Consider the following 24017-nt stretch of genomic DNA (forward strand, 5'->3'; position numbering starts at 1 on the left):
ATACCATAAGGATGGAGAGTTCACGCCAGTGTCGTGGGATCAGGCTTTCGATGTGATGGCTGAAAAGTGGAAACAAGCACTAAAAGCTAAAGGCCCAACCAGTGTTGGCATGTTCGGTTCAGGTCAATGGACTGTGATGGAAGGTTACGCCGCCGTTAAACTAATGAAAGCGGGCTTTCGCTCTAATAACATTGATCCGAACGCTCGCCACTGCATGGCTTCAGCCGTTGTTGGATTTATGCGCACCTTTGGTATTGATGAACCGATGGGCTGCTATGATGATTTTGAACACGCTGACGCCTTTGTGCTTTGGGGTTCAAACATGGCCGAAATGCACCCGGTTCTTTGGACTCGTATTACCGATCGCCGTTTAAGTCACCCACACGTTAAAGTGAATGTCCTTTCGACTTATTATCATCGTTCGTTTGAACTGGCCGACCACGGTTACATTTTCCACCCACAAAGTGACCTTGCCATCGCCAACTTCATCGCCAACTACATTATTCAAAACGATGCGGTGAACTGGGATTTCGTCAACAAACACACTCATTTCAAACAAGCGACAACAGATATTGGTTACGGCCTGCGTGACGAGCACCCACTGCAAGTTAAAGCGAAAAATGCCAACTCCGGTGATGTTACTGCGATTGACTTTGAAGCTTATAAAGCCTCTGTTGCACCTTATACGGTTGAAAAAGCCGCGCAAATGTCAGGCGTTGCCGAAGATAAACTGATCGCGCTTGCAAAACAGTACGCTGACCCTAACACCAAAGTGATGTCACTGTGGACTATGGGCATGAACCAACACACTCGCGGTGTTTGGATGCAAAGCTTGGTCTACAACCTGCACTTACTGACGGGCAAAATTGCCACACCTGGCAACAGTCCATTTTCATTAACAGGCCAACCATCCGCTTGCGGCACAGCACGTGAAGTCGGAACCTTTTCTCACCGCTTGCCTGCTGACATGGTGGTGGCAAACCCCAAACATCGCGCGATTGCTGAAAAAACATGGAAGCTTCCGCAAGGCACCATTCCTGAAAAACCGGGCTTTCACGCCGTACAGCAAGACCGAATGCTCAAAGATGGCAAACTCAACGCTTATTGGGTGCAGTGTAATAACAACATGCAAGCAGGCCCGAATATTAACGAAGAACGTTTACCGGGTTACCGCAACCCAGAAAACTTTATCGTCGTGTCTGACCCGTATCCAACAGCCACAGCGCAAGCGGCCGACTTAGTGCTCCCTACCGCAATGTGGGTGGAAAAAGAAGGCGCTTACGGCAATGCTGAACGCCGCACTCAAGCTTGGTATCAACAAGTTGGTACTGTGGGCGAAGCAAAATCAGACTCATGGCAAGTGATGGAGTTCTCTAAACGCTTCAAAATGGAAGAAGTGTGGCCTGAAGAATTACTCGCCAAAGCGCCACAATATCGCGGTAAAACCCTGTTTGATGTGCTGTTCAAAAATGGACAGGTTGACCAATTCCCGCTTGAAGAAGCGCGTGAACTGAACGATGACGCACATCACTTCGGTTTCTATGTACAAAAAGGGTTATTTGAAGAGTACGCCAGCTTCGGACGCGGTCACGGCCACGACTTAGCTCCTTATGATACCTACCATAACGTTCGCGGCTTACGTTGGCCAGTTGTGGATGGCAAAGAAACGTTATGGCGCTTTAAAGAAGGCTCTGACCCTTATGCGAAAAAAGGATCTGATTGGGATTTCTACGGCAAACCGGATGGTAAAGCGTGGATCATCTCCGCTCCTTATGAAGCTCCGCCGGAATCACCTGATGCCGAATTTGATATGTGGCTGTGTACAGGCCGCGTGTTAGAACACTGGCACACCGGCACTATGACGCGGCGCGTGCCTGAACTTTATAAAGCCGTACCCGATGCGCTCTGTTACATCCACCCAGATGACGCCAAAGCGCGTGGGTTACGACGTGGTGATGAAGTATTGATTTCCAACAAACGCGGCGAAGTTCGTGTTCGTGTGGAAACGCGCGGCCGAAATCGTCCACCGCATGGTTTGGTCTTTATCCCATTCTTTGATGCTCGCATTTTGATTAACAAGCTGATTTTAGATGCCACGGACCCACTGTCGAAGCAGACAGACTTCAAAAAATGTCCGGTAAAAATCACTAAAGTAGCGTAAGCCAGTTAATGAATGCATCGGCTGCCCTGTGGGGAGCCGATCTCAGAATGAGCCATTAGGCGGAGAATTTAAGATGAAAAAACTACTGATCGCCCTTTTATCTTTTGGGGCTTTATTTGGCCAAACCGTACAGGCGGAACTGAATAACCCCGGCGGCAACGGCGGGCTGGAATCGCTGCGTGGCGCAACGCAACTTGAAGAGACTCGTCCTGCAGACGACTTTAAGAAGTACCCAAGAGATCAAGCGCTTGAAAGCGAATACGTCTATCAGCCACCTTTGATCCCGCATAACATTCGTGGCTACGAAGTGTCGCTAAACGCCAATAAGTGCCTTGCTTGTCACAGTTGGAAAAATGCCAAAGAGATGGGCGCAACCAAAATCAGCGTGACCCACTATGTTAACCGTGAAGATGCGGTGCTAGCTGACGTCTCACCGCGCCGTTACTTCTGTTTACAGTGCCATGTACCGCAAGCCATTGCGAAGCCTTTGGTGGAAAATGAGTTCAAATCCGTTGATTCACTTCGCTAATCGTAGCCAGATAATAACTTAAGAGGCTATTTATGAAATTATTAAAAGCGTTTTGGAAAAGGCTCACAAGCCCAAGTAAAGCGGCCGTTGGCATCGTATTGTTCATGGGGTTTGCAGGTGGTCTGCTATTTTGGGGCGCATTTAACACCGGTATGGAAGCAACAAACTCAGAAGAATTCTGCTCAGGCTGTCATGCACCGATTGTGGCTGAGATCCAAGAGACGATTCACTATTCTAACCGTTCCGGAGTACGTGCTATCTGCTCTGACTGCCATGTTCCTCATGAGTGGACAGACAAGATTATCCGCAAAGTGCAAGCCTCCAAAGAGTTGTTTGCTCATGTGGTATTAGGCACCATTAGCACACCCGAAAAGTTTCAAGCACGTCGAGCACATCTCGCGGAGCGTGAGTGGTCACGATTGAAAAATAATGACTCATTAGAGTGCCGCAACTGCCATGAGTTCGAATACATGGATTTTTCAGAGCAAGGTCCACGCAGTGCCAAACAGCACTCTACCGCCCTTGCTAGTGGTGAAAAAACCTGTGTCGATTGCCATAAAGGTATTGCACATAAACTGCCAGACATGCAAGGCGTTGAAGGCTGGCAATAGGAGAATTAACCCATGAGTACATTAGAATCGGTGATTTGGCATATTCTTGGTTACAGCGCGATGCCTGTTATTATCTTCGGCGGCTTTGCGGTGGTTGCCGCCGTTTCACTTTGGTTGCTGTCACTGAGTAAAGATAAAGAACTATAAATTACACTTCCTACCGTAATTTATAGTCAACTACCAATGAAAATCCGCCTGTGCATAAGGCGGATTTTTTTTACTTCACTTTAAATGACATGCGCAGAAATACTAAGGCGCGGAATCCACCACTACGGGCAAGTAATGTTTAGGTTCAAGTTTCAACCACTCTGGTAACACAGTCCCGATTGAGATTGAAGACCAAGTTCCAGAAATAATACCGATGAACATTGCAATGGCAAACCCTTCAAGCGGCTCTCCGCCCATTAACCACAATGCGGAAACGGTGAGTAATGTCGTACCCGAAGTCACCATAGTGCGTGAGAAAGTCGCAATCACGGCTTGGTCGGTAATCTCTTTGGTTGGCGTGCTTTGCTTAGCCACAAGCAATTCACGAATGCGGTCGGCAATGATAATAGAGTCGTTCAATGAATAACCTAATACCGCCAGTACCGCCGCAAACACGGTTAGGTTGAACTCCATCTGTGTCAGAGCAAAGAAACCGAGCACTAAAATAACGTCATGCAGCAAGGCCAACAACGAGCCGCTCGCTAAACGCCATTCAAAGCGGAAACACAAGTAACCTAAGATACACAGTAAGCAGATCATCAACGCTAAACTACCTTGCTCCACCAGATCTTGCCCCACTTGCGAGCCGACCATACTGTTGCTCACCACCGTCACATGTTCAGAGACGTCGCTGAGCAAAGTTGGAATGTTAGGGGTCTCTTGATCGCTTTCAGGAAGAGCGTAGCGGATAACCCAACGTCCTTCTTCACCTGCTTTGGTGAGCATCGTTGAATCCCCTAATGTAGGTTTCAACGCTTGCAGTAACTCTTTGTTGGTGAGGGTTTTATCGACCGTGACTTCGGTGACCATCCCACCAGTAAAATCCAAACCCATGTTGAGGCCTTTCACACCAAACGCCACTAACGAGATCAGCATCAATGTCACAGAGAGTACGCTCGTGATGTAACGAATTGGACGAATATGGCTTTTCAAATAATCAATCATGTTTATACCCTTACATCACGACGAGCATCTCGTCCCCAAATGAGATTGATAACCGCACGCGAAGCAAACACACCGCTGAACATACTGGTCATAATGCCGAGCCCTAAGGTCAGGGCAAAGCCTTGGATTGGACCATTACCGATCGAATACAGAATCACGGCAGTGATCATAGTGGTGACGTTGGCGTCAAGAATGGTGCTAAAAGCGCTGCTAAAACCTGTATCAATCGCTTGCGCAAAGCTGCGACCTTCCGCGATTTTGTCTTTGATACGTTCAAAAATCAGCACGTTGGTATCGACGGCCATGCCAACAGTCAAAACTAGGCCTGCAATCCCCGGCAAGGTCAGCACAGCACCCGGCAATAAGGCAATCAGGCCAATGAGACACACCATGTTAAACAGCAACGCCGCGTTCGCCACCCAACCTAAACGGCGATACCAAAGCGCCATAAAAGTCAGCGTTAATGCCATACCTAAGGCTAATGCGGCAAAACCATTTTGAATGTTTTCTGCGCCCAATGAAGCGCCGATGGTACGCTCCTCTACGATAGTCACAGGCGCGGTTAATGAACCAGCGCGCAGCAATAAAGCCAGCTGCTGTGCTTCTTCCATCGAACCTGCACCAGTGATTCTAAATTGGCTACCCAGCTGCGATTGAATGGTCGCAACACTGATCACTTTTTCGCTACGCTCTGTTTCGCCACGGGCATTGGTGGTGTATTCACGGTACACGGTCGCCATCGGTTTACCGATATGCTTGGATGAAAAATCACTCATGATTTTGCCACCAGCGTGGTCAAGCGAGATGTTGACCTCAGACATTCCCACTTGGTCAATACCTGCGCGCGCATTAACAATGTGATCGCCGGTTAATACAGGGCGTTTAGTAAGTACAACATTGCGGCCATTTTCATCTTTTAGCACAATGTCTTGCGACGTAAACGCTTCGCTGAGTGATTTCGCCTCATAAAAAGCCAGGCTCGCCGTCGCACCAATCACGTTTTTCGCTTGTGATGGGTCTTGCACGCCCGGTAATTCGATACGAATGCTGTGTTCACCTTGGCGCTGAACCATGGCTTCAGTGATGCCTAGCTCTTCAATGCGATCACGCATAATCTTGAGGTTCTGTTGCAGCGTCGTTGATTGGAAATCGACTCGATTCTGTTTTGAAGGCTTGATCAGCAGTTGATCAGAAGAGCGTTGGATATCCCACCCTGAATAAGTCTCTTTAAGAAATGCATTGATTTTATTGAGATCTTCCGCTGAATTGCTCATTACTTTGAAGCCATCAATACCTTCAGAGCTAACTTTCACGCTGCGAAGACGTTCGTCACGCAGCTTATCTTTCACGGTATCGATCATGCTGTCACGTTGCTCTTGGAACGCTTTATCCACGTCAACGTTCAGCAAAAATTGCACACCACCACGCAGGTCCAATCCTAGTTTAATCGGGTTAAAACCTAAATTTGTCAACCATGTTGGTGCAACCGAAACGTAAGAGAACGTAATACTGTCTTCTTTTTCAATCATACCATCGAGTAATTCTCTGGCGTGCGTTTGCTGAACTTCATCAGCAAAGACTAAGGTCGTTTTCCCACCTTGCTGCTGTATGTTTTGTACCGCAATATCGTTTTTTTCGAGTAGATGAGTTAATTCCACGACTGAATTAAGCGTCTCATTTTTAGCGGAGACTTGCAGTTGAATCGACGGCTGTTCGCCGTACCAGGTGGGTATAGCGCTCAAGGCAAGCACAACCAAAGTGGCGGCCAATACGATATACTTCCACGCAGAATAGTGATTAATAAGACGTGCTGACGCCTTTTTATTTTGTGTTTTTTTCATACCAATCCTCTCAGCAAAGCTGAGTTGTTATTACTTTAAATGAACAAGTTAAATGAACAAGCGAGTGACTTTGTCACTTGATATAAAGTAAGAGGGATCAGTACTGGCTATTTAACGCCACATACATGGCATTCGTTTCTTTCCAACCAGAAATTCTGTGGTTAGAACTATAGGGGCGAGCTTGCCATGCCGCCAACTCAGCGACAGGAAAAAGATAAAGCCTAAAGGGAGCGACGGTGACGTCGTAATTGGGCGTGTTATCGACAAAAGTGGGGCCATCGTATTCAACGACTCGGGAAGTTACCCCCCAACGAGATGCGGTAACGATTGCAGCAGAAGTGTCTGAGTGAAGCGATTTTGATACGGGTGGAGCCGTTTGTTTATCTTGTTGATCAGAGATAGGTTGTTGAATAGCAATAGCTTGAGGCAATGTTTGCTGATGAACAATGGCCGTGAGCGAGGTTTTTTCACCATATTGTGGGATGACTTTAGGTTCAGCGTGACTGTGCGTTTCACTTTCAATTAAATAGCCGAACGCTTGCGAAGGCAGAACCACCGCGAGAAGCGTAAACCAGACATATTTAATAAAGTGCCAATGCATGAAAAATCATTCCTCTCAACTCAAGCAGGCATCATATTCCTGACAACCATAAGCCTCAAGTAAAAAGATCTAAATGCTCTTATCACTTTAGCTAATGAGAAGCGTAAAATATTTCTTTGCTTTGTATATCAAAGTAAATTTTGTTGGCTAACTTGCGGCCACCACAATACACAAAATAAACCTCACGTTCTTGATATTTGAGTGACTTAACCCAGCCACCAAGCTCTTCAAAATCTTCTGGTACGCAGGTTTCATTTTTCAGCAACTCATCGGTTTTCTGCACAAAAGCCGTTTCATAGAGTTTAAAATCATCCGAATTCGCAATGTACTGCGTGATCGTTTTACGGCGCTCCTCTGCTGTGATCAGCGGGGCTTGTTCCACTAGACCATCCAGAGGTATCCACTCCGCGACTTCAGGCCCGTTTTCCTCATAGACAAAATAATCGGTAATGCGGCCAAAACCTGCTTTGCGCTCCAAGATTTTAACCTTATCACCACGGTATAGAACCCGCTCAACAAATGCTTGTGCATCGGGCTTTTCTCTTACTCCGAGCCTTGCTAAATCGACATATAAATCATTAACGAGCGGTTTTGGTGGCAAGGCCGTTTTAGGTGCCGTCTCAGTAGTTGGCACTTGTTCTTCATCGTTCGAACTCGACGAATCGGCCTGCAGTGCTTCTTGCTCGGGAAGATAATAAAGAAAGTAATAGCCAGCCCCCGAGCCCGCCAGCCCAAGCAGCAATAATAGAAACATCAGCATTTTTTTCATCTTGCTGCCCATTCCTTTCTTGTTGTGCGCGACCTTATTCGGCGCGGCACGCTTTAATTGTTCGTTAATTATAGTTGAAATCTCCGCATGTCATTTTTACTCACTATTCGAACCCATAGCGATACTAACGACAGCCTAATCCTGAACTTGATGCTATGCGTCAATCTTCTGCAAAATCAGTCCCTTTTATTGGGTGAAGCTCCCACTATCATCATGAACCATATCATTATCAAGTTCATGAATCGTACCGATACGACAGCGCTTACCAGCTATTTGGCTCCTTTTAAAACAGGAGCCTTTTTTCTTAGATATGCCTAATCACAATCAAGCCACATTCCACCACTTTAACCAAACATCAACACATCACCATGTTGAAGCACTTCTAATTTAGGACCGAGTAAATGGATGGTACCCGGCAATTCTGGGGTTCGCTGACCGTCAAACTTAAGTGTTACATGCCCAAGCTCCGCAAGATTTTGGTTCGCCACACTGCCGACTGCCGTCACAACAAAACCGAGATCCCCAATTAATAAAGTGGTGTTGTGGTCAATCAATCCATACAACGAAGATCCAGAGTGTATGAAGCAATATTCCTTCACCGCATCAGGGGCGCTCGGGCCGAATAAAATCACCATATCATCATGCAGTGAGTCTTTAGCATAATCGCCAGCGGACAAAATCGTCGTTTGATACTGAAGCATATGCCCTCACTGATAAATGAAGAATGAGATAAGCCAAGCAATCAGCACCGTTGGCGCACCTGTAAGAAAACGAGAGTAAAGTACCGAAGGCACACCGACCTGTACCGTTTCGGGCTTAGCGTCTGCAAGGCCAAGCCCTACAGGGATGAAATCACAAGCAGCTTGAGCATTTATGGCAAACAAAGCGGGTAATGCTAAGTGCGGTGGGATATTTCCCATACCGATCTGAGTCCCGATAAGTACACCGATCACTTGCGCAATCACCGCACCTGGTCCAAGAAAGGGTGACAGAAACGGAAATGAACAGATCAAGGCAATCGTCAGTAAACCGATCGGGTTCCCTGCTAATGGCTCCAAAGTATGAGCAATTAAATCACCTAACCCAGACGCGAGAATAACCCCAATCAACATTGAAACAAACGCCATAAAAGGCAGAATGGTTTTAAGTACGGTATCAATGGTTTCACGCCCAGCCTGATTAAAGGTCGCCATCACCGAGCCCATACCGATCCCCACTTTAGCCAGTAAGCTATCTGTTTGTTGGCTAAGCTTCTTCGTCGTGTCAATGGATTGGGGCTGAGATAGGATTGGCTCACAAAACGTAGTTTTGTGATCATCTACCAAGGAAAAACAACCACTGCGTATGCCAGATGCATAAATATCTTCCTGAATATATTGTGCCAAAGGGCCACTTTGGCCTGTAGCATGGATATTTAATGTCGGAATACCTTTTTTGGGATAAAGCCCACAACGCAATGTGCCACCACAGTCAATCACTACACAAGCGACTCGTTCATCGGGAACAAAATGTTCAAAGCCGTTAACCGCTTGCATGCCCGTCAACGCCACCATCTCATCAATAAAATGGGGACGAGTCCCTGCTGTGATGTAGATGATCTTCTTGTCAACCTCAACCGGAATGAATAGCGGGCCACCCCATCCACCCTGCCCTCGGTTTACTTTCAATACCGTCATCATTTTTCCTCAACCACGTTAAGATCGACTTTATCACTGAATACTACACCTTGTTGTCTAGCCACAAACATAGTCGTCATATCGGTTACCCAACCGCGTAAAAAGTTGGTCACTAAGCCAACCAGCAAATAGGAAATAGCGAGAGGACCGAGCGATAAGCCCTGTTGAGTGATCCCAGCGGCAATGCCTAGATAAATAAACAATTCACTAGGATTTACATGAGGGAACATACCATTCATGGTGTGGCAACTGTAGGAGGCAGAGGCATAATAAGAAGGTTTGTACTTTTCAGGTAAGAAACGCCCTAGGCTGAGCACCATGGGATTACAAAAAACAAAGGTTCCTACTGTCGGCAAGAGCAAATAGCGAGATATAGGATTAGACGCACTTTTCTGAGCTAACACTTCTATGCGCTGTTGGCCAATAAAACGGATCAGCGCATTCATGGCAACTAATAAACAGATCAGCACTGGGAGTACTTGTGCCACCATTTCGCTAAACACTTCACCGCCTTTCTCAAACAGACCAATAAACCATTCCGCTCCCTCGATTATCCAATCCATACCTTCGGCTCTTAAATTATGTGGGGATAGTTGGAGTGTTTCCGTTATTGATATATTGAAAAAGAGGCAAAAGAGAAAAGCGTGAATTCAATCACCGATAACTTTTATTTTAAAAGTAAAAAATTGAAATCGGCGACAAAATAAAAAGAAAGCCAACTGGCCTCCTTTCATAAATGGGGTTTATGGAGTGACTTAGGAGCCAACGGTGATCACTTGGATACCTTTCTCTTCCAAATACGTCCGATCCTCTGCTGCGATAAGGTTATCTGTGACAACTATATCGATTTTATCTAGCGGAACCACCACGTTAGGACTACGACGGCCAAACTTACTTGAATCGGTCACGACAATGATCTGATTGGCTGCTTGGCACATCGCCTGGCTGACTTGATACGCTTCGTTGTAGGTTGTTGTTCCCTGCGCGAGGTCAAAACCATCAGCACCAATAAAGAGTTTATCGAAAGAAAACTGTTTAAATGCTTGCTCTGCCAGCGTGCCATGGAAAGACGCTGATTTTCGGCGATACGTTCCGCCCGGAACCAATACAGTATGTTCCGCATCCAAATTCGCTACTGCGTTTACGATGTGAATACTGTTCGTCATCAATGTCAGTGACATCACCTGTTCAAAATGCGGCACCATCTGCAGTGTGGTACTGCCACAGTCCAGAATGATCGAATCCCCATCCTTGACCAGTTGTGAAGCGGCTTTAGCGATTAAGCATTTACGTTCAAGGTTCACCGTCTGCTTTTCATCCATCGAACGGTCTTCCAAAATGACACTATTAGCGATACAAGCTTCAGCTGCTCCGTAACGGCGAATAACAAGCCCTTCTTCCTCTAACGAACGTAAATCACTGCGTATTGTAGCTCCTGATGTTTCAAAGGTATCGGCCAGATCATTCACTGACGTTTTCCCATTAACACGCAGATAATCCAGCAACTGCGCTCTTCTGTTATCTAAATTCATAGCATCAACTTCATTATTAAACTGATAGCAGTTTACAATAGTTCCCTTTCAACTTAAAAGGAAAAGGGGGAACATTCTTTCATTACTGCCTAGAAATTGCGACGTTTAACGCTTCTTGAACATTAGAATCCAGTTGAAATATGAGTGATTCAGGGATAGGTAGTGATTGACCAATGAGTTGATCTAGTGTCTTTGGTCTAGCAAATACAGAAATACCCTTCATCACTTGGGCATCTACAACATGCTGATCTTCATCTTCAACCAACACCAGTACGGTACGCGGTTTCCATCGGCTTTGGGTGCGGCCTATCTTGACTTTCCCTTTATGAGTCATAGATTGAAGCATCCGATTAAAAGATCGAATCTGCAAATAACCTAAGACGATCTGTATCATCCAAGCTCCTGCAGCAAAATAAATAAGTACAGTTGTTGAGTCCATCTCATACCTCTTGTCAAAAAGGGGCAAGCATAACGCCTGCCCAATATAAGCTGCCCTTATTCTAGGAGCATAGGGCTTAATCCATGGGGGATGGATTAGAACATTACCTGACCACCCGTGATATTGATCGATTGACCAGTACAATAGGCGGCTTCATCGCTGGCGTAAAACTTCAGTACATTAAGAACATCCTGATATTCACATCCTGCCTTAAGTGGTACTTTATCGATATAAATCTGTTCAACCTCTGATTCCGGTACACCCAATTTTTTCGCATACTGAGGTAGCAGTGATTGGAACATAGGGCTTTTCAACAAGTTACCCAACATCAAAGAATGCACCGTGATTTTGTGTTCCGCTAAATCTAACGCAAGTGACTGAGTCAGGCCAACCCCACCAAATTTGGCCGCTGAGTAACCACTGTTATGCTTTGAACCCACTTTACCCGACTTTGAGTTGATCTGAATAATGCGCCCACCACGTTGTTCACGAATCATTACTTTTGATACTTCTCGTGCACAGAGGAAATACCCCGTTAGGTTTACGTCAATCGATAGCTGCCAAGCAGTCAGTGGAAAACCGTCAATCTTGCCAGCCTGAGCTACGCCAGCGCTGTAAACCAGCAGATCAATCCGTCCAAAAAATTCATCTATTTGCCTAACCATATTCACTACACTTTGCTCTTTGGTGGCATCTACCTCCACACCCTGTGCTGTAGCCTGGCCGTATTCTTGATTAATTCTATTAGCCACCTTTTCAGCACTGCAACCATTTAAATCGGCGACCGCAACTCGGTAACCTTCATTAGCCAAACCTAAGCACAGAAATTCACCTAGAGTCTGACCACCACCAACCACTAACGCAACTTTACTCATAACTTACACCTTACTTAGAGGGTGCCCCATCGTAGGCATAGAGCACCCATACTGACTATTAATTTAAAAAGACAATTTCATCACCGCAGCGCACTTGCTGAGGTCGTTCACCATTGACATGAAGACAACCCGGATATTCAGCTTCAACTAAGGCATCAAACCGTATGGTAATGTGCCCAAGTTCTGCAAGGTTTTGATTGACCACCTCACCAACCGCTGTAATCGGATACTGATACCTTCCCAATTGCATCACACCACCGGGTTTGATATTCCCCTTGAGTGCGTCATGCGTGTGGATGAAGCAATACTCTGCCGCATCTTTTGGGGCAATATTACTGAAGATGATCATCATATCGTCTTCCAACGCACTATTGGCAAACTCACCAATGCTCTCGATCTTGACTTGATATAGTGGCGACATTGCTCACCTCCTATTGATAGATAAATAGAGACACAAACCAAGCCAGTAGAACGGTAGGTGCGCCAGTAAGGAAGCGTGAATACAGTACCGAAGGAACACCTATTTCAACGGTTCTCGGCTTAGCTTCTGCCATACCCAACCCAACCGGGATGAAATCACAAGCCGCTTGAGCATTGATGGCAAATAAAGCGGGCAACGCGAGATGTGGTGGTATATTGCCAAGACCAATTTGGGTGCCGACTAATACACCAATAACTTGAGCGATAACCGCACCGGGGCCAAGGAATGGAGAAAGCAACGGGAACGAGCAGATCAACGCGAGCGTTACTAACCCTAGTGGATTTTGCGCCAAAGGCGTCAATACATGCGCGATCACATCGCCCAAACCAGAGGCAATGATCACCCCAATCAGCATTGATACGAATGCCATAAACGGCAAAATCGTCTTCAAAATGGTATCAATGGCTTCACGCCCAGCTTGGTAGAAGGTCGCCATCACCGAACCCATCCCAATGCCGATCCGAGCCAACAAGCTGTCACTTTGCTGAGTTAGTTTTTTACTCGTATCGTATTTGTTTGTCGCCAGACTCTCGTTAGAGAGTTCATCTCTTAGTGGTGGTTGCATTGATCCACCCTCGCTACCTACTAGTTGAATGTCACACTCACGCACACCCGATACATAAATATCTTCAGTGATGAATTCAGCCAATGGTCCACTTTTACCCGTAGCGTGAATATTAACTGTCGGTATCCGTTTTTTGGGATACAGACCGCAGCGCAATGTTCCACCACAGTCGATGACCGCAACACCAATGTCTTCATCGGGCACACTAGTTTTGAAACCATCAACCGCTTCATAACCGGTAAGCTCAACAATACGGTCGACAATCGCAGGGCGAGTACCACCCGTAATGTAAAACACCTTTTTATCGGCTTCGATCGGCAACTCCAATGGGCCACCCCAACCGCCACTACCTTTCTGTATACGTAATACTTTCGTCATTTTTATTGCTCCATTAACCTACGTGAACCTGACGCTCTAACTGAACACCCTGTTGACGTTCAACCATAGTTGTAGTGAAGTCAGTGACCCACCCACGGAAGAAATTCGTCACCATACCAACCAACAAATAGCTAACCGCAAGAGGTCCAAGCGGCAGACCGAGCGTTGTCAGGCCACTAGCAATACCTAGATAGACAAACAACTCACCAGGGTTAATGTGCGGAAACAAACCATTCATCGAGTGACAGCTATATGAAGCCGCCGCGTAATAGGAAGGTTTATAACGTTCAGGTAAAAAACGACCGAGACTCAATGTCATCGGGTTACAGAAAATGAAGGTGCCGATAACTGGCAATATCAAATAGCGAGAGATCGGATTGCCAGCACTACTCTGTGCCAGTTTCTCCACTCGTTCTTGACCCACCAATCGGATAAGCGCATTCATCGCCACCAGCAGTGCAATTAGTAAAGGTAAAATACCGGTTACCATCCCCGTAAACACCTCTCCTCCTTTTTGAAATAGTCCGATAAACCATTCCGCTCCGTGAATTATCCATTCCATAATCAAACCTCATTGTTGTTATTGGCTTAGTGTCAAAGTACGTATTTATACTTCCACTTTACATTTCAAATTAAAAGAATTGGCTTTCATTTTAATGACGATGATCACGAAATAATTTTCACAACGAAAACAATAACAACGAAATAACAAGGGATGAACACGAATTAACAACCAAGAGGCATCACCCATTCCTGAGCGACTTTAAACACTAAAAATCAATAACCCCAAAACCCAAGAAAAACATAACTTATTGTATTTTATAGACATTAAATACGATAAGCTTTTATTAGGCCGTATTCGACAGGTATTATCTGACCGTAAAAACGCCACGACTCATCAGTGTCATGATTAAAATAACTACAGACAATCCTTAAAGCAGTTTAATCAGAGCCACGCACTAATTTTCAAACCAAAAGAAACAATAGAAATATCACAAGCCTACTTTCAGTATAAAAACCCATAAAGCAGGCTGTAAGCGCTACTGAATCACGCTTTACATTTTTTGAGACGGTGGCTCGATATCAAACAGGAAGAATCCGAGAGCAAGAAAGAGTTTTGGTAGGGAAATTGATTAAAAATTTAAACTGGCCTTAACCTCTCATTGACACTACCTCAACTCGTTTTTGTCACTCTGCACACCACCAATAAAGGTGATAACAAAAAGAGGATGGACTATGGTGTTTAGCGAAGAGGATCGCCAAGCCTTATACAATGTATGGATGTCACAAAAGGCTAAAATGCATTTGACTCAGATGGAGATGGCTAAGCGACTTAACCTTACTCAACTTGAGTTCTCACATCTTTTACGAGGGGATAGCTCTTTATCGATGACGTTTATCAGTCAATTCTGTCGTCATCTACATATTGAGCCGCACAGGGTACTACCGAGTTTGAAACAGACCGCCACCAGCGAGGTAAAAGCGATCTGTTTAAAAAACCGAATAAGTGTTGATGGTGATATCCAGCATGTTTCTATAGAAGGTAATCAAGTGATCATTGAATACATTCATTATGCCTAATTATTGCGCTACAGCGGCTTGTTCTTGCACTAACGGCTCAGAGCGGTAATTCTCACCGGCTAAAATATCGTAATGAATCACGGTGTCGTTATTGAATTTCGAGAAATCGTAGTAGACGTCGTAGGCGTTGAATTCTTGGTCTTGGCTTTTCATCTTTTCATCAACATAATAATAACACCCGAAACCTTTCGTCCATCTGTTGAATTTCTCAGAATAATAAGGCTCACAATCTTTTGCTGCAATTGAGAATTTAAAATCAATTGGTCGATTATAATACTCTTTACCGGCAGGTGAAATCCGAAGTTGAGCAAAACCAGCAGAACCATATCCGTTATACGCTTGAACTACAATATCTCCGAGTATAACATCACAGTTTAATGCATCATGATATTTCTGATAGGGAATTCTTAACTCGTATCGACTAGGATCCGTAGCAAAATCATGTGTAACATGCAAATCTACATTTGCCCCCTTTGACCATTTCACATTAGAAAAGCTGAAAGTTCGTGCTTTACACTCATCCCCACTAGCCCCCCATCTTGCCCAAGCATCGACTTTGGCATCCTTAGGTTTTTTACCTGTAATCTTAATATAGGATTCATCAGGTTCATCGCCCCAAATATTCGGCTGAGTGCTTTGGGAGTAATCATAACCAAGGAAAACTAATACAATGAATAATAAAATAATTGATATTCTTTTTTTCCTTGTGAGGCTATTCAATAATTTCATTGCAGTTGTTCCTTGATTTCATCAGGTAATGTTTGCTGCGCTATTAATAATTTTGCTAAAGGTAAGCGCTGAGGATCAGAGACTATCTGCTTTAGTTCACCTCTAATCTGATTACGGTTCTCTATTAACTTATTTATAGAATTCATCTCGCTCATCAAACGTCCAATTCCCATAGCAGGTGTGCCATCTCCGATAGAACGAGCCCAAGTTTGTTTAACGGTGAGATAATTTTGCTGTAAAGTAGCAATTTCTTGATCGAGAGCTGATATCGCTTTTTGATAATGCGTCATTAAACTTTCATTACTTAAAGCAAGCAGCTGTTGCCATAAGTTAGGTACATAATGATCCATACCGTGCTCAGCAATCGATGCTTCGGACAAATTATTTACCAGCGAGACAGAATCATTAGTGGCTAATTTTGCCATGTCTAACATCGTCACTTGTGTTTGTCTGGGCGTTAGTAGAATCTGATCTGGTTTTTGATAAGTCAGTAGCTGTGATAAATGACCATGGTGCAGATAATTATCATCGTCGTTATCGGTGAGCATTTTCTTAATCAACGTTATACCGCTACTAAATACATCCCATTTATCGAGTCCTTCTGTAATATCGGTATTTGCCCATGTCATGGGGATTTGAGCAACTCCATCATGGTTATTAACATGACGATAATGCAGAATATCCTGATACCGAGTAACAAAACTGCGCGTTCCTGTCCGTGGCATTCCATATGTATATAAACGCAATACTGAAGGATTGAAGCTATCTTTAATCAATGCACTGAGCAGCAATGCCCCAGCACCACCTAAACTATGCCCACAAAGATAAAATCGTTTAGTAGCATGGTTTTTTAAAATATCATCAGCTAGTAGTGTGCTTTCCCATAACGCCATCGAATATTGATAGAACCCCTGATGGACATAGGCCCCTCCAAATTCATTAGGCGCTATTTGTGCTGCATCCAAGTCTGTTTTAACAAGGTCATTTATACCTGGCGAATTAAGTACAGCGTCAATGCCGTTAGCCACTTTAGTAATGATGAATTTTGAATTTGGATCAATGACACTATCTTTATCGTAAAAACTCGGCTCAGTACCTCTAACCGAAACAATAGCTATTTCTTCATTGAACAGGATATAACCTTGGGCATGTTTCTGGCGGTTATCGTAGTATTTAAAATTCAACGCTCTGCTGTAAGGTATTTCCTCGACAAGCCATCTCACTTTTTGATTACCAGACTGTATCGGCAACTGCCTAGACTTGAACTGATTTATAACTGTTTCGATACTCCCAGTACTGTCATCCTCTGATTTTAGATCAATACTTTTTTTATCAGTCGCATAAGCCAATTTGGACAACAACGCAAAGGTATAACTATTCACCAAACTAAATTCATCGGTATCAATAATCACTGGCATATAACTGCGCAGTGCTTTGATTTCGAAAACGTAACTTTGGTTGTGGCTAAGGCTGAACCCTGCTTTTTGCGCAGAGGCATTGGTATCTATCCCTTTATGATGCTCTTGCAAAAACTCATCTTGAGGGGCTTCATCCCAAAAATCACCTATGGTAGTGCTGTGATACCGTTTCGGGTTTTTCTCAGCAGCATCCAGCTCTGCCGATGCACGGGTTTTCACTGGCGACTCTTGCCCTTCTTTACGGCTGGCGTACTTTTCGACTTCGCTTAACAAAGAGGCTTGGCTGACGGAAGCGCGCCATTCACCTGCGGCAATATTTGCAAATAATACTTTACCAGCGCTGGTGGTTTGCGTGTGTGTGTTGGAGGTAATTTTGTTCGTAATGGTGACGGCAAGGCCATCAATCGGTTCATCGTTTTCACTCATGAACTCCAGTTCCAACCAGTTTTTCTCGGGGTTGCACTGCACGCAATGGTTAAATGAATCCATGATTATCCCTCATGTTGTAATTGGCGACTTAAGGCATGCAGAGCGTATTTAATCTCTTCATTTTGATTGTCTTTGATCAGTTCTATCATGCTAGGCTGAGCCAAGTATTCGTTGCCCATAATCGCCGCGATGGCCGCACTCATCACACGATACGTTAAGGTTTGCTCAGCAGCAGAGAGAAACGGTGTGAGCATGGAAGCGATATCACGCCCTTGCGTAAGATGCTGGTCCATTGCCTTGGGGAAATGCTGCCATAACCAAGATTCAAGGTTAGCTTTTAACAAAGGTAAGTTCTCTTGTTTATCAAGATGATGCGCTTTTATCACCCACCAAGAGCCTTGCTGAGCATTAAATGGCGCGTGCGAGGTGTTGTCAAACGTGACTAAGTGGCCTTGATCACAATCGTGGCCTTGGTCTCCATTATCTAATGCAGCCAATTGATTGATATTGCCCAAAAACTGGTTCACTTCTGATTGATCCATTCGCGCTAACATAGAAATAATGACCGACCTATCGTAAAAGCGAAACATCACTTCCTCGCCCTCTAATCCGGCAATTAATAAACTGCGAAGATGCTGCAAAACTTCATCACCCACGGCATGGCTTGACAGCCCAATACCCTGTTCAAGTAACGCTTCAGGGAGCGACAATATCGATTCAGAAACAGGGATTAACCATGGAGAGAGTGGCATCACCTCAGTAAACATTGCACCATAAAACAGAGGCACGGCTTCTTCAAATCCAAAGCCCCCATTTTGCTGTAAGGCCTGCTTGTGAAGCTTGCGATCAACTAACCAATAGCGATGATTTTGCTGCTGTTGAAACCAAGAGAGGATCATGACGGTTTCCCCTGCGTAGAGCATAATCTTACGGCTGGCATATGGGCTTGCTCTGCGTTTAATAACGCTTGGTAAGAAATGGTTCGAAGAGCGGCTGGCATGGTTTGGTCCTTTTTCGTGAATCGCATCGCATAATGTAACCCCTCACTAAGCAAAAGCAATGCCAGTGTTAAATTATTATATTTCAATAGGTTAACTTTGGCTTTTGACTACTTGAGCAATAAATTGCTCCGCTGGGCAAAAACTTGCTTAACCAAGCACGATCTGACCGAATTTTTGCTCGGTTCAGTGCTCTCTCACCGACAAGAGATGTAACTGCACGAGCGTCGTCAATCCTAAGCCATCTCATCATTGACAGAACACGTAAAGTTCACCGCACAGCTTAGATTCCAGCCTCGCCAATTAAATGTTAACATCATCACATCTAAAACTGCGGTGGTTATCAGTAAACCTTGTTGATGATTCTCATAAACATCAATAAAAACTCTCTTCCTCCACCAGCAGAATTTTTACATTAAAAGGCAGTTTTCAAATGGTTAACAACACAATTCAATGGTTTCCGGGACACATGCATAAAGCACGTAAGGAGATCGAAGAGGTCATTCCGCAAGTTGATGTGATTATCGAAGTGTTGGACGCTCGTATCCCGTTTAGCAGCGAGAATCCACTTATCTCCCATTTGCGTGGTAATAAACCGTGTGTGAAGGTACTCAATAAACGTGACCTAGCAGACCCTGAAATGACGCAATTGTGGATCGACCATTTTGAGAAAGAACAAGGGGTGAAAGCAATGGCGGTAACCACGTCTAACCCTCAAGAAGTGCATAAGATCATGGAGCTTTGCCGTAAGTTGGCACCACATCGTGAAGAAGTGGGAAAAAATATTCGCACCATGATCATGGGCATCCCGAACGTCGGTAAATCAACCATCATCAACACCTTAGCCGGTCGCGCGGTGGCTCAAACAGGTAACCAACCCGCCGTTACTCGCCGCCAACAACGTATCAATTTGCAAAATGGCATTGTGCTGTCCGATACTCCGGGAATTTTATGGCCTAAAGTGGAAAACCCGCACAGTGGTTTTCGCCTAGCTGCTACTGGCGCGGTAAAAGATACTGCAATGGAATATGAGGATGTAGCCTTTTATACTGTTGAGTATTTAGCGCAAGCTTATCCTGAGCGTTTGCAAGAGCGTTATCAAATCGATGAGCTACCTCAATCTGATGTTGAATGGATGGAAGAAATTGGCCGCAAACGTGGTGCTCTGCGCCCCGGTGGCCGTATTGATCTGCACAAAGCTTCGGAGATCCTACTGCATGAATTGCGCCAAGGTATTCTCGGCCAAATTACTCTTGAACGCCCTGAAATGATCACCAAAGAGTTAGTGGAAGTGGAAGAACGAGCGGCTAGAGAAGCCGAGGAAAAAGCAGCCAAAAAAGTAGAGCGTCGTAAACGTTATTTGCGTAATAAGCGCTAAATTCCTCTCGGCTCCCTTCTACGCTACACCTCATTTCTACTATTACCATCAGGGCGGTCAATGATCGCCCTTTTCATCAGAACAGACAACTGCATGCTGTTTGCTGTTTGCTGTTTGCTGTTTCTAGCTGACATTATCATGACAAATCAATACAGGTTTTTATGCGCTACTTCTATAGCATGAAGGAACCTTCTGATGACACTCAAGTCATACCACCATTGTTTATTTTCTCCTTGATATGGAATTGTTCATGAAAAAGCGTTGGGCCATCGCGGTAATTAGCGCCGCCTTAATCAGCGGGGGCTATTACCTAACTACCAATAGCAATGAATCTCTCTCGGCTTTCCCCACTCTGACGGTCGAACAGGGAAATATTGCCAAACAGGCAATCGCTGTTGGCCAAATCGTGCCAGCTCACTCGGTATCTATAAAATCGCAAATTGAGGGGATTGTCGGCGAAATTTATCATCGGGTCGGCGAGCAAGTCACCTTGGGCACGCCTTTGATCAAAGTGCGTCCAAATCCAACACCACAAGCGTTAACCGACGCGACGACCGAATTAATGCAAAGTGAGGCGAGCTTAGATTCCGCCAAACAGACGCTGGCAAACTTGCAGCAGTTAGTTGAACAAAAGATTGTGCCGGAAAACTACGGTGAGCTAATCCAAGCAAAATCAGAGCTGAAATCAAAACAAGCCGAAGTGCAACAAAAAAGGCAGAACCTTGAGCTGATCCGCAGCGGTGAAGCATCGGTTGGCGATTCGAAACTCACGTCCACACTCGTCGCCCCCATTGATGGCACCATTTTAAACTTAAAAGTGGAAGTAGGAGAGCCGATCATCTCCACTGCCTCAAGCCAAGCGGCGACTGAAATGATGTCGATTGCCGATATGAATGACATGATTTTCAAAGGCAGTGTCAGTGAACATGATGCGGCGCAACTCGCCGCAGGGATGGCCGTCAGCTTAACGTTAGCACCGTATCCAGAAGCGGAAATCAGTGGCGTATTAAGCAAAGTTGCGGTTCAATCTGATAAGTTGAATAACCCAGGTGATACTGAAACGACCAGCTTTGATAATGGGTTTGAAGTGGAGATTAACCAGATTCGCTTTCCTGACAATATGGTGATTCGCTCGGGCTTTTCTGCTACCGCACAGATCACGTTAAAGAGCGTGGAAAACGTTGTCACCATTCCAGAGCGCGCATTACGATTTAGCGGTGAACAACCTGAAGTCTTAATCCCAGATCAGTCAGAACAAGGTTACCAAGTGCGCGCGGTGACGTTAGGTTTGTCCGATGGCATTAATGTGGAAGTGATTGCGGGTTTATCAGCGGACGATGTGATCATCGACAACAGTTTATTGGGAGGCAAAGATGGCCACTAAGCGCCCCTTTCAACCTAATGCGCTAGCAGCCGCGCTAATGACGTTCTGTGGCGCGGTGACTTTTTCAGCTCACGCCATCACTATTGAACAAGCTTGGCAAGCCGCAAAAGCTTTTGACCCTACTTATTCACAAGCGCAGATCCAATCTCAAATCAGTGAAACAGAGGTCCGAAGTACCAAAAGTGCACTTTTACCTTCTTTTGAAGTCAACGCTGATACTTCATGGGATGATAATGGCAACAACACTAAAGGCTATGGTGCCACATTAAGCCAAACCATTTGGGATAGCGCTAATTGGGCACAACTCGACCAATCTCAAGCAAGTTATGTGGCATCACAATTAAAAGTGAAGACCGCACATAATGAGCTGGCTTCAACATTACTGTATGCCTATCTCGATCTCGCCAGTGCGCAAGGCGATCTACAACTTGCTGAGCAAAAGTTCGTAGAAGGTGCAAAACTGCTGAAGATTACCGAGCAGCGCTATAAAGCAGGAAAAATTCGATCAACGGCATTGGAAGACATGCGTGCTAACCACGTCGATGAGCAAGCCGATATACTCAGTGCGCAAGCCGCTCTAGAAGAGAAAAAGTCAGCCCTTATCGCGCTCATCAATCAAGACCCACAGCACATTGACCAAATTAAAACGACCGACCTCATTGAACCGCCAATGCAAGTCAGCAGCGAAACTGAATGGTTAAAGCTTGCGCAGAATAACAGCCCTGAGTTATTGGTTGCCCAGCAGGAAGTCGCCGCTTCTGAATTTGGCCGAGATGCAGCCAAAGCCAAATATTATCCCACCTTATCTGGCAGTGTTTCTTACCAAGACAATAATCAGGGTCGAGATGGGGATCTCAGTGCAGGTTTAAGCTTAAAAATTCCGTTGGATTTGAATGGTTCCACACGCGCCACGGTCGATCAGGCTGCGCTGCAAGTCTTAAGCGCCAAGCAAGTACTGCGCAAGGTAGATATCGAGATTAAACGCAAAATTCAAAGTGGCTTTAACCAAATCCATCTGGATTGGCGACAAGTGGAGATGGCTCAGTTACAAGTCAGCTCAAGAGAGCAAGCTTTAAAAAGTAAACAAACCGTTTATGAGTCAGGAATGACTGAAGCTTCTGATTTGATTGACGCCCATAACGCTCTGTTTAACAGTAAAAACAGTCTACAACGGCGATTGTACCAATATTGGAAGCAGCGGATTGGCCTGCTGCAAGCTGCTGGGCAGTTAGATGATGACGTGATCGCTTCGCTCTCTCAGGCTCTGCACTCATGATCTCAAGCCTACAACAAGTCGTGCAAACACTGCTTGCCCATCGGCTACGCAGTGCCCTCGCGGTCATTGCTATTGTTTGGGGTATTGTTTCGGTTTTAGTACTAGTCGCCTTGGGTGAAGGATTTTATCGCGTCAATACACAATCTTTCGCTCTGTTAATGAACGACACACAAATGGCTTTCCCCAACCAAACCACCAAACCTTGGCAAGGGCTTGCAGCAAGACGAGCGATTACCCTTTCAGAACCAGAAATGCGCGCTTTGGCACGGCACCCAAACATCAGCGCCTTATCGGTCATCTACGGAAAATGGGATGCTAAAGTGACGAATGTAAAAGGCCGAATGCTTCCCGGTTACGTCAGCGGGATCGACTCTCAATTTTTAGCATTGCGCAACTTGCAACTAACCGCGGGGTCACGCGGCATTCACGCCAGCGATCAGCAAAACCATTCCCGAGTTGCGGTGCTTGGTTGGCAACTGGCACAAGTTGGTCAGCTATCTATTGGTGATACGATCAAAGTAAATACGATCCCTTTCTCGGTCGTGGGTATCACTCAGCAGCAAGAAAGAGGCATTTCTATAAACAATGAAAACAACCAAGTGATGCTCCCAAGCAGCGCTTTTAATGATCTTTGGCAAAGTGAACCTGAGCTTTTCCTTGTCCAACCCGCAGAAGGCATATCAGCAGCGGTATTGCGCATGAACATCCTCTCTTTCTTCGCCAAACAGAAACATTTTGATCCGAGCGATACTGAGGCCATAAACCTACCTGACTTCAGCAGCGGTGCTCAGTTTTTCAATGCCTTGTTTCGAGGTATACAACTATTTTTAGGGGCAAGTGGAGCGATGACGCTTGCGGTCGGCGCTTTGGGCGTCGCCAATATCATGTTCCTTTCTGTCACGGAAAGAACGCGGGAAATTGGTGTGCGTTTAGCCATTGGCGCAACACCGAAGATCATTTTGCGCCAGTTTATTTTAGAAGGTGGGTTGCTAGTGGTATTAGGTGCAGTGTTCGGAATGCTCCTCTCCTATCTGGTGGTGCTATTACTGAATTACATCGGCTTACCTGATTGGCTCGGCGAACCAGTCATCACTGTGCCAGCTCTAGGCTGGTCACTGCTCGTCACCACGTTGTTTGCACTGCTGGCTGCTTATTTCCCAGCAAAGCGTGCCGCCAATCTCACCCCCGTCATCGCCTTAAGTGCGAGGGCTTAA

25 protein-coding genes are annotated in these 24017 nt (G+C 45.3%); 9 read left to right on the forward strand and 16 right to left on the reverse strand.

The genetic code is table 11. From position 1 onward, the window contains the following. The 4 genes from napA to AACQ21_RS09760 all read left to right on the forward strand — a co-directional run. A partial coding sequence (gene napA, locus AACQ21_RS09745) for a periplasmic nitrate reductase subunit alpha (RefSeq protein ID WP_105976836.1) occupies positions 1–2161 on the forward strand: 2161 nt, incomplete at its 5' end. Between the two features lie 73 nt (positions 2162–2234). Further along, positions 2235–2690 (forward strand): nitrate reductase cytochrome c-type subunit, encoded by a 456-nt coding sequence (locus AACQ21_RS09750; protein WP_013868529.1) that lies wholly within the window; start codon positions 2235–2237, stop codon positions 2688–2690. Positions 2691–2722: 32 nt separating this feature from the next. After that, complete coding sequence (locus AACQ21_RS09755; RefSeq protein WP_013868528.1) at positions 2723–3301, forward strand: NapC/NirT family cytochrome c; 579 nt, start codon at positions 2723–2725, stop codon at positions 3299–3301. 12 nt (positions 3302–3313) lie between these two features. Next, a complete protein-coding gene (locus AACQ21_RS09760) occupies positions 3314–3448 on the forward strand; it encodes a TIGR02808 family protein (protein ID WP_013868527.1) in 135 nt (44 codons plus the stop codon). A gap of 102 nt (positions 3449–3550) precedes the next feature. On the opposite strand, the gene secF is transcribed toward AACQ21_RS09760, so the two are convergent. From secF to srlA (AACQ21_RS09825), 13 genes are all read right to left on the reverse strand, one after another. Continuing rightward, positions 3551–4453 carry a protein translocase subunit SecF gene (gene secF, locus AACQ21_RS09765; protein WP_017042927.1) on the reverse strand — a complete coding sequence of 301 codons (903 nt, stop codon included), beginning with the start codon at positions 4451–4453 and terminating at the stop codon, positions 3551–3553. 2 nt (positions 4454–4455) lie between these two features. Further along, positions 4456–6294, reverse strand: coding sequence for a protein translocase subunit SecD (gene secD, locus AACQ21_RS09770; protein WP_105976837.1), 1839 nt, complete (start codon positions 6292–6294; stop codon positions 4456–4458). Positions 6295–6391: 97 nt separating this feature from the next. Continuing rightward, the gene (locus AACQ21_RS09775; RefSeq protein ID WP_088729439.1) at positions 6392–6895 is read right to left on the reverse strand and encodes a hypothetical protein; all 504 of its coding nucleotides are present in this window, start codon (positions 6893–6895) and stop codon (positions 6392–6394) included. Positions 6896–6986: 91 nt separating this feature from the next. Beyond that, positions 6987–7664, reverse strand: a complete 678-nt coding sequence (locus tag AACQ21_RS09780; protein WP_258174208.1) for an SH3 domain-containing protein — start codon at positions 7662–7664, stop codon at positions 6987–6989. A gap of 344 nt (positions 7665–8008) precedes the next feature. Then, positions 8009–8365, reverse strand: a complete 357-nt coding sequence (locus AACQ21_RS09785) for a PTS glucitol/sorbitol transporter subunit IIA (protein WP_017046963.1) — start codon at positions 8363–8365, stop codon at positions 8009–8011. A gap of 6 nt (positions 8366–8371) precedes the next feature. Beyond that, entirely contained in the window at positions 8372–9343 is a 972-nt protein-coding gene (gene srlE / locus AACQ21_RS09790) for a PTS glucitol/sorbitol transporter subunit IIB (protein ID WP_017045368.1), read from the reverse strand. Further along, entirely contained in the window at positions 9340–9903 is a 564-nt protein-coding gene (srlA, locus tag AACQ21_RS09795; protein ID WP_017045367.1) for a PTS glucitol/sorbitol transporter subunit IIC, read from the reverse strand. The genes srlE (AACQ21_RS09790) and srlA (AACQ21_RS09795) overlap by 4 nt, the downstream gene beginning before the upstream one ends. Before the next feature lie 192 nt (positions 9904–10095). After that, complete coding sequence (gene srlR / locus AACQ21_RS09800; RefSeq protein WP_013868510.1) at positions 10096–10872, reverse strand: glucitol operon DNA-binding transcriptional repressor SrlR; 777 nt, start codon at positions 10870–10872, stop codon at positions 10096–10098. 82 nt (positions 10873–10954) lie between these two features. Continuing rightward, complete coding sequence (locus tag AACQ21_RS09805; protein ID WP_013868509.1) at positions 10955–11311, reverse strand: transcriptional regulator GutM; 357 nt, start codon at positions 11309–11311, stop codon at positions 10955–10957. A 95-nt stretch (positions 11312–11406) separates the two neighbouring features. Next, the gene (srlD, locus tag AACQ21_RS09810; protein WP_105976839.1) at positions 11407–12186 is read right to left on the reverse strand and encodes a sorbitol-6-phosphate dehydrogenase; all 780 of its coding nucleotides are present in this window, start codon (positions 12184–12186) and stop codon (positions 11407–11409) included. A gap of 58 nt (positions 12187–12244) precedes the next feature. After that, a complete protein-coding gene (locus AACQ21_RS09815; RefSeq protein WP_094151745.1) occupies positions 12245–12607 on the reverse strand; it encodes a PTS glucitol/sorbitol transporter subunit IIA in 363 nt (120 codons plus the stop codon). A gap of 10 nt (positions 12608–12617) precedes the next feature. After that, on the reverse strand, positions 12618–13610 hold the full coding sequence (gene srlE / locus AACQ21_RS09820) for a PTS glucitol/sorbitol transporter subunit IIB (RefSeq protein ID WP_019281637.1): 993 nt from the start codon (positions 13608–13610) through the stop codon (positions 12618–12620). Positions 13611–13623: 13 nt separating this feature from the next. After that, positions 13624–14172: a PTS glucitol/sorbitol transporter subunit IIC gene (srlA, locus tag AACQ21_RS09825; protein WP_038148604.1), complete on the reverse strand. Its 549-nt coding sequence runs from the start codon at positions 14170–14172 to the stop codon at positions 13624–13626. Positions 14173–14846: 674 nt separating this feature from the next. Between srlA (AACQ21_RS09825) and AACQ21_RS09830 the strand changes: the two genes are divergently transcribed. Next, on the forward strand, positions 14847–15191 hold the full coding sequence (locus tag AACQ21_RS09830) for a helix-turn-helix domain-containing protein (RefSeq protein ID WP_026027796.1): 345 nt from the start codon (positions 14847–14849) through the stop codon (positions 15189–15191). Here the strand turns inward: AACQ21_RS09830 and AACQ21_RS09835 are convergent, their stop codons facing one another. The 3 genes from AACQ21_RS09835 to AACQ21_RS09845 are packed head-to-tail and all read right to left on the reverse strand — an operon-like array spanning position 15192 to position 18690. After that, complete coding sequence (locus AACQ21_RS09835) at positions 15192–15920, reverse strand: hypothetical protein (RefSeq protein WP_105976840.1); 729 nt, start codon at positions 15918–15920, stop codon at positions 15192–15194. Further along, positions 15917–17827: a lipase family protein gene (locus AACQ21_RS09840; protein WP_105976841.1), complete on the reverse strand. Its 1911-nt coding sequence runs from the start codon at positions 17825–17827 to the stop codon at positions 15917–15919. The genes AACQ21_RS09835 and AACQ21_RS09840 overlap by 4 nt, the downstream gene beginning before the upstream one ends. A gap of 2 nt (positions 17828–17829) precedes the next feature. Next, positions 17830–18690: a DUF4123 domain-containing protein gene (locus AACQ21_RS09845; RefSeq protein ID WP_105976842.1), complete on the reverse strand. Its 861-nt coding sequence runs from the start codon at positions 18688–18690 to the stop codon at positions 17830–17832. 508 nt (positions 18691–19198) lie between these two features. On the opposite strand from AACQ21_RS09845, the gene ylqF reads away from it, so the two are divergent. From ylqF to AACQ21_RS09865, 4 genes are all read left to right on the forward strand, one after another. After that, positions 19199–20143 (forward strand): ribosome biogenesis GTPase YlqF, encoded by a 945-nt coding sequence (gene ylqF / locus AACQ21_RS09850; protein WP_013868498.1) that lies wholly within the window; start codon positions 19199–19201, stop codon positions 20141–20143. A 238-nt stretch (positions 20144–20381) separates the two neighbouring features. Next, positions 20382–21527 (forward strand): efflux RND transporter periplasmic adaptor subunit, encoded by a 1146-nt coding sequence (locus tag AACQ21_RS09855; protein ID WP_105976843.1) that lies wholly within the window; start codon positions 20382–20384, stop codon positions 21525–21527. Beyond that, positions 21517–22803 (forward strand): TolC family protein, encoded by a 1287-nt coding sequence (locus AACQ21_RS09860; RefSeq protein WP_105976844.1) that lies wholly within the window; start codon positions 21517–21519, stop codon positions 22801–22803. The genes AACQ21_RS09855 and AACQ21_RS09860 overlap by 11 nt, the downstream gene beginning before the upstream one ends. Then, complete coding sequence (locus AACQ21_RS09865; protein ID WP_105976845.1) at positions 22800–24017, forward strand: ABC transporter permease; 1218 nt, start codon at positions 22800–22802, stop codon at positions 24015–24017. The genes AACQ21_RS09860 and AACQ21_RS09865 overlap by 4 nt, the downstream gene beginning before the upstream one ends.

It is taken from the genome of Vibrio sp. V01_P9A10T6 (assembly GCF_963877065.1).
GTDB classification, from domain to species: domain Bacteria; phylum Pseudomonadota; class Gammaproteobacteria; order Enterobacterales; family Vibrionaceae; genus Vibrio; species Vibrio anguillarum.

Excerpts from the sequence above, each read along its gene's own strand:
- AACQ21_RS09750 (WP_013868529.1), top strand. The coding sequence starts at position 2,235 with ATGAAAAAACTACTGATCGCCCTTTTATCTTTTGGGGCTTTATTTGGC.
- AACQ21_RS09755 (WP_013868528.1), top strand. The coding sequence starts at position 2,723 with ATGAAATTATTAAAAGCGTTTTGGAAAAGGCTCACAAGCCCAAGTAAA.
- AACQ21_RS09760 (WP_013868527.1), top strand. The coding sequence starts at position 3,314 with ATGAGTACATTAGAATCGGTGATTTGGCATATTCTTGGTTACAGCGCG.
- secF (WP_017042927.1), bottom strand. The coding sequence starts at position 4,453 with ATGATTGATTATTTGAAAAGCCATATTCGTCCAATTCGTTACATCACG.
- secD (WP_105976837.1), bottom strand. The coding sequence starts at position 6,294 with ATGAAAAAAACACAAAATAAAAAGGCGTCAGCACGTCTTATTAATCAC.
- AACQ21_RS09775 (WP_088729439.1), bottom strand. The coding sequence starts at position 6,895 with ATGCATTGGCACTTTATTAAATATGTCTGGTTTACGCTTCTCGCGGTG.
- AACQ21_RS09780 (WP_258174208.1), bottom strand. The coding sequence starts at position 7,664 with ATGAAAAAAATGCTGATGTTTCTATTATTGCTGCTTGGGCTGGCGGGC.
- AACQ21_RS09785 (WP_017046963.1), bottom strand. The coding sequence starts at position 8,365 with ATGCTTCAGTATCAAACGACGATTTTGTCCGCTGGCGATTATGCTAAA.
- srlE (WP_017045368.1), bottom strand. The coding sequence starts at position 9,343 with ATGATGACGGTATTGAAAGTAAACCGAGGGCAGGGTGGATGGGGTGGC.
- srlA (WP_017045367.1), bottom strand. The coding sequence starts at position 9,903 with ATGGATTGGATAATCGAGGGAGCGGAATGGTTTATTGGTCTGTTTGAG.
- srlR (WP_013868510.1), bottom strand. The coding sequence starts at position 10,872 with ATGAATTTAGATAACAGAAGAGCGCAGTTGCTGGATTATCTGCGTGTT.
- AACQ21_RS09805 (WP_013868509.1), bottom strand. The coding sequence starts at position 11,311 with ATGGACTCAACAACTGTACTTATTTATTTTGCTGCAGGAGCTTGGATG.
- srlD (WP_105976839.1), bottom strand. The coding sequence starts at position 12,186 with ATGAGTAAAGTTGCGTTAGTGGTTGGTGGTGGTCAGACTCTAGGTGAA.
- AACQ21_RS09815 (WP_094151745.1), bottom strand. The coding sequence starts at position 12,607 with ATGTCGCCACTATATCAAGTCAAGATCGAGAGCATTGGTGAGTTTGCC.
- srlE (WP_019281637.1), bottom strand. The coding sequence starts at position 13,610 with ATGACGAAAGTATTACGTATACAGAAAGGTAGTGGCGGTTGGGGTGGC.
- srlA (WP_038148604.1), bottom strand. The coding sequence starts at position 14,172 with ATGGAATGGATAATTCACGGAGCGGAATGGTTTATCGGACTATTTCAA.
- AACQ21_RS09830 (WP_026027796.1), top strand. The coding sequence starts at position 14,847 with ATGGTGTTTAGCGAAGAGGATCGCCAAGCCTTATACAATGTATGGATG.
- AACQ21_RS09835 (WP_105976840.1), bottom strand. The coding sequence starts at position 15,920 with ATGAAATTATTGAATAGCCTCACAAGGAAAAAAAGAATATCAATTATT.
- AACQ21_RS09840 (WP_105976841.1), bottom strand. The coding sequence starts at position 17,827 with ATGGATTCATTTAACCATTGCGTGCAGTGCAACCCCGAGAAAAACTGG.
- AACQ21_RS09845 (WP_105976842.1), bottom strand. The coding sequence starts at position 18,690 with ATGCTCTACGCAGGGGAAACCGTCATGATCCTCTCTTGGTTTCAACAG.
- ylqF (WP_013868498.1), top strand. The coding sequence starts at position 19,199 with ATGGTTAACAACACAATTCAATGGTTTCCGGGACACATGCATAAAGCA.
- AACQ21_RS09855 (WP_105976843.1), top strand. The coding sequence starts at position 20,382 with ATGGAATTGTTCATGAAAAAGCGTTGGGCCATCGCGGTAATTAGCGCC.
- AACQ21_RS09860 (WP_105976844.1), top strand. The coding sequence starts at position 21,517 with ATGGCCACTAAGCGCCCCTTTCAACCTAATGCGCTAGCAGCCGCGCTA.
- AACQ21_RS09865 (WP_105976845.1), top strand. The coding sequence starts at position 22,800 with ATGATCTCAAGCCTACAACAAGTCGTGCAAACACTGCTTGCCCATCGG.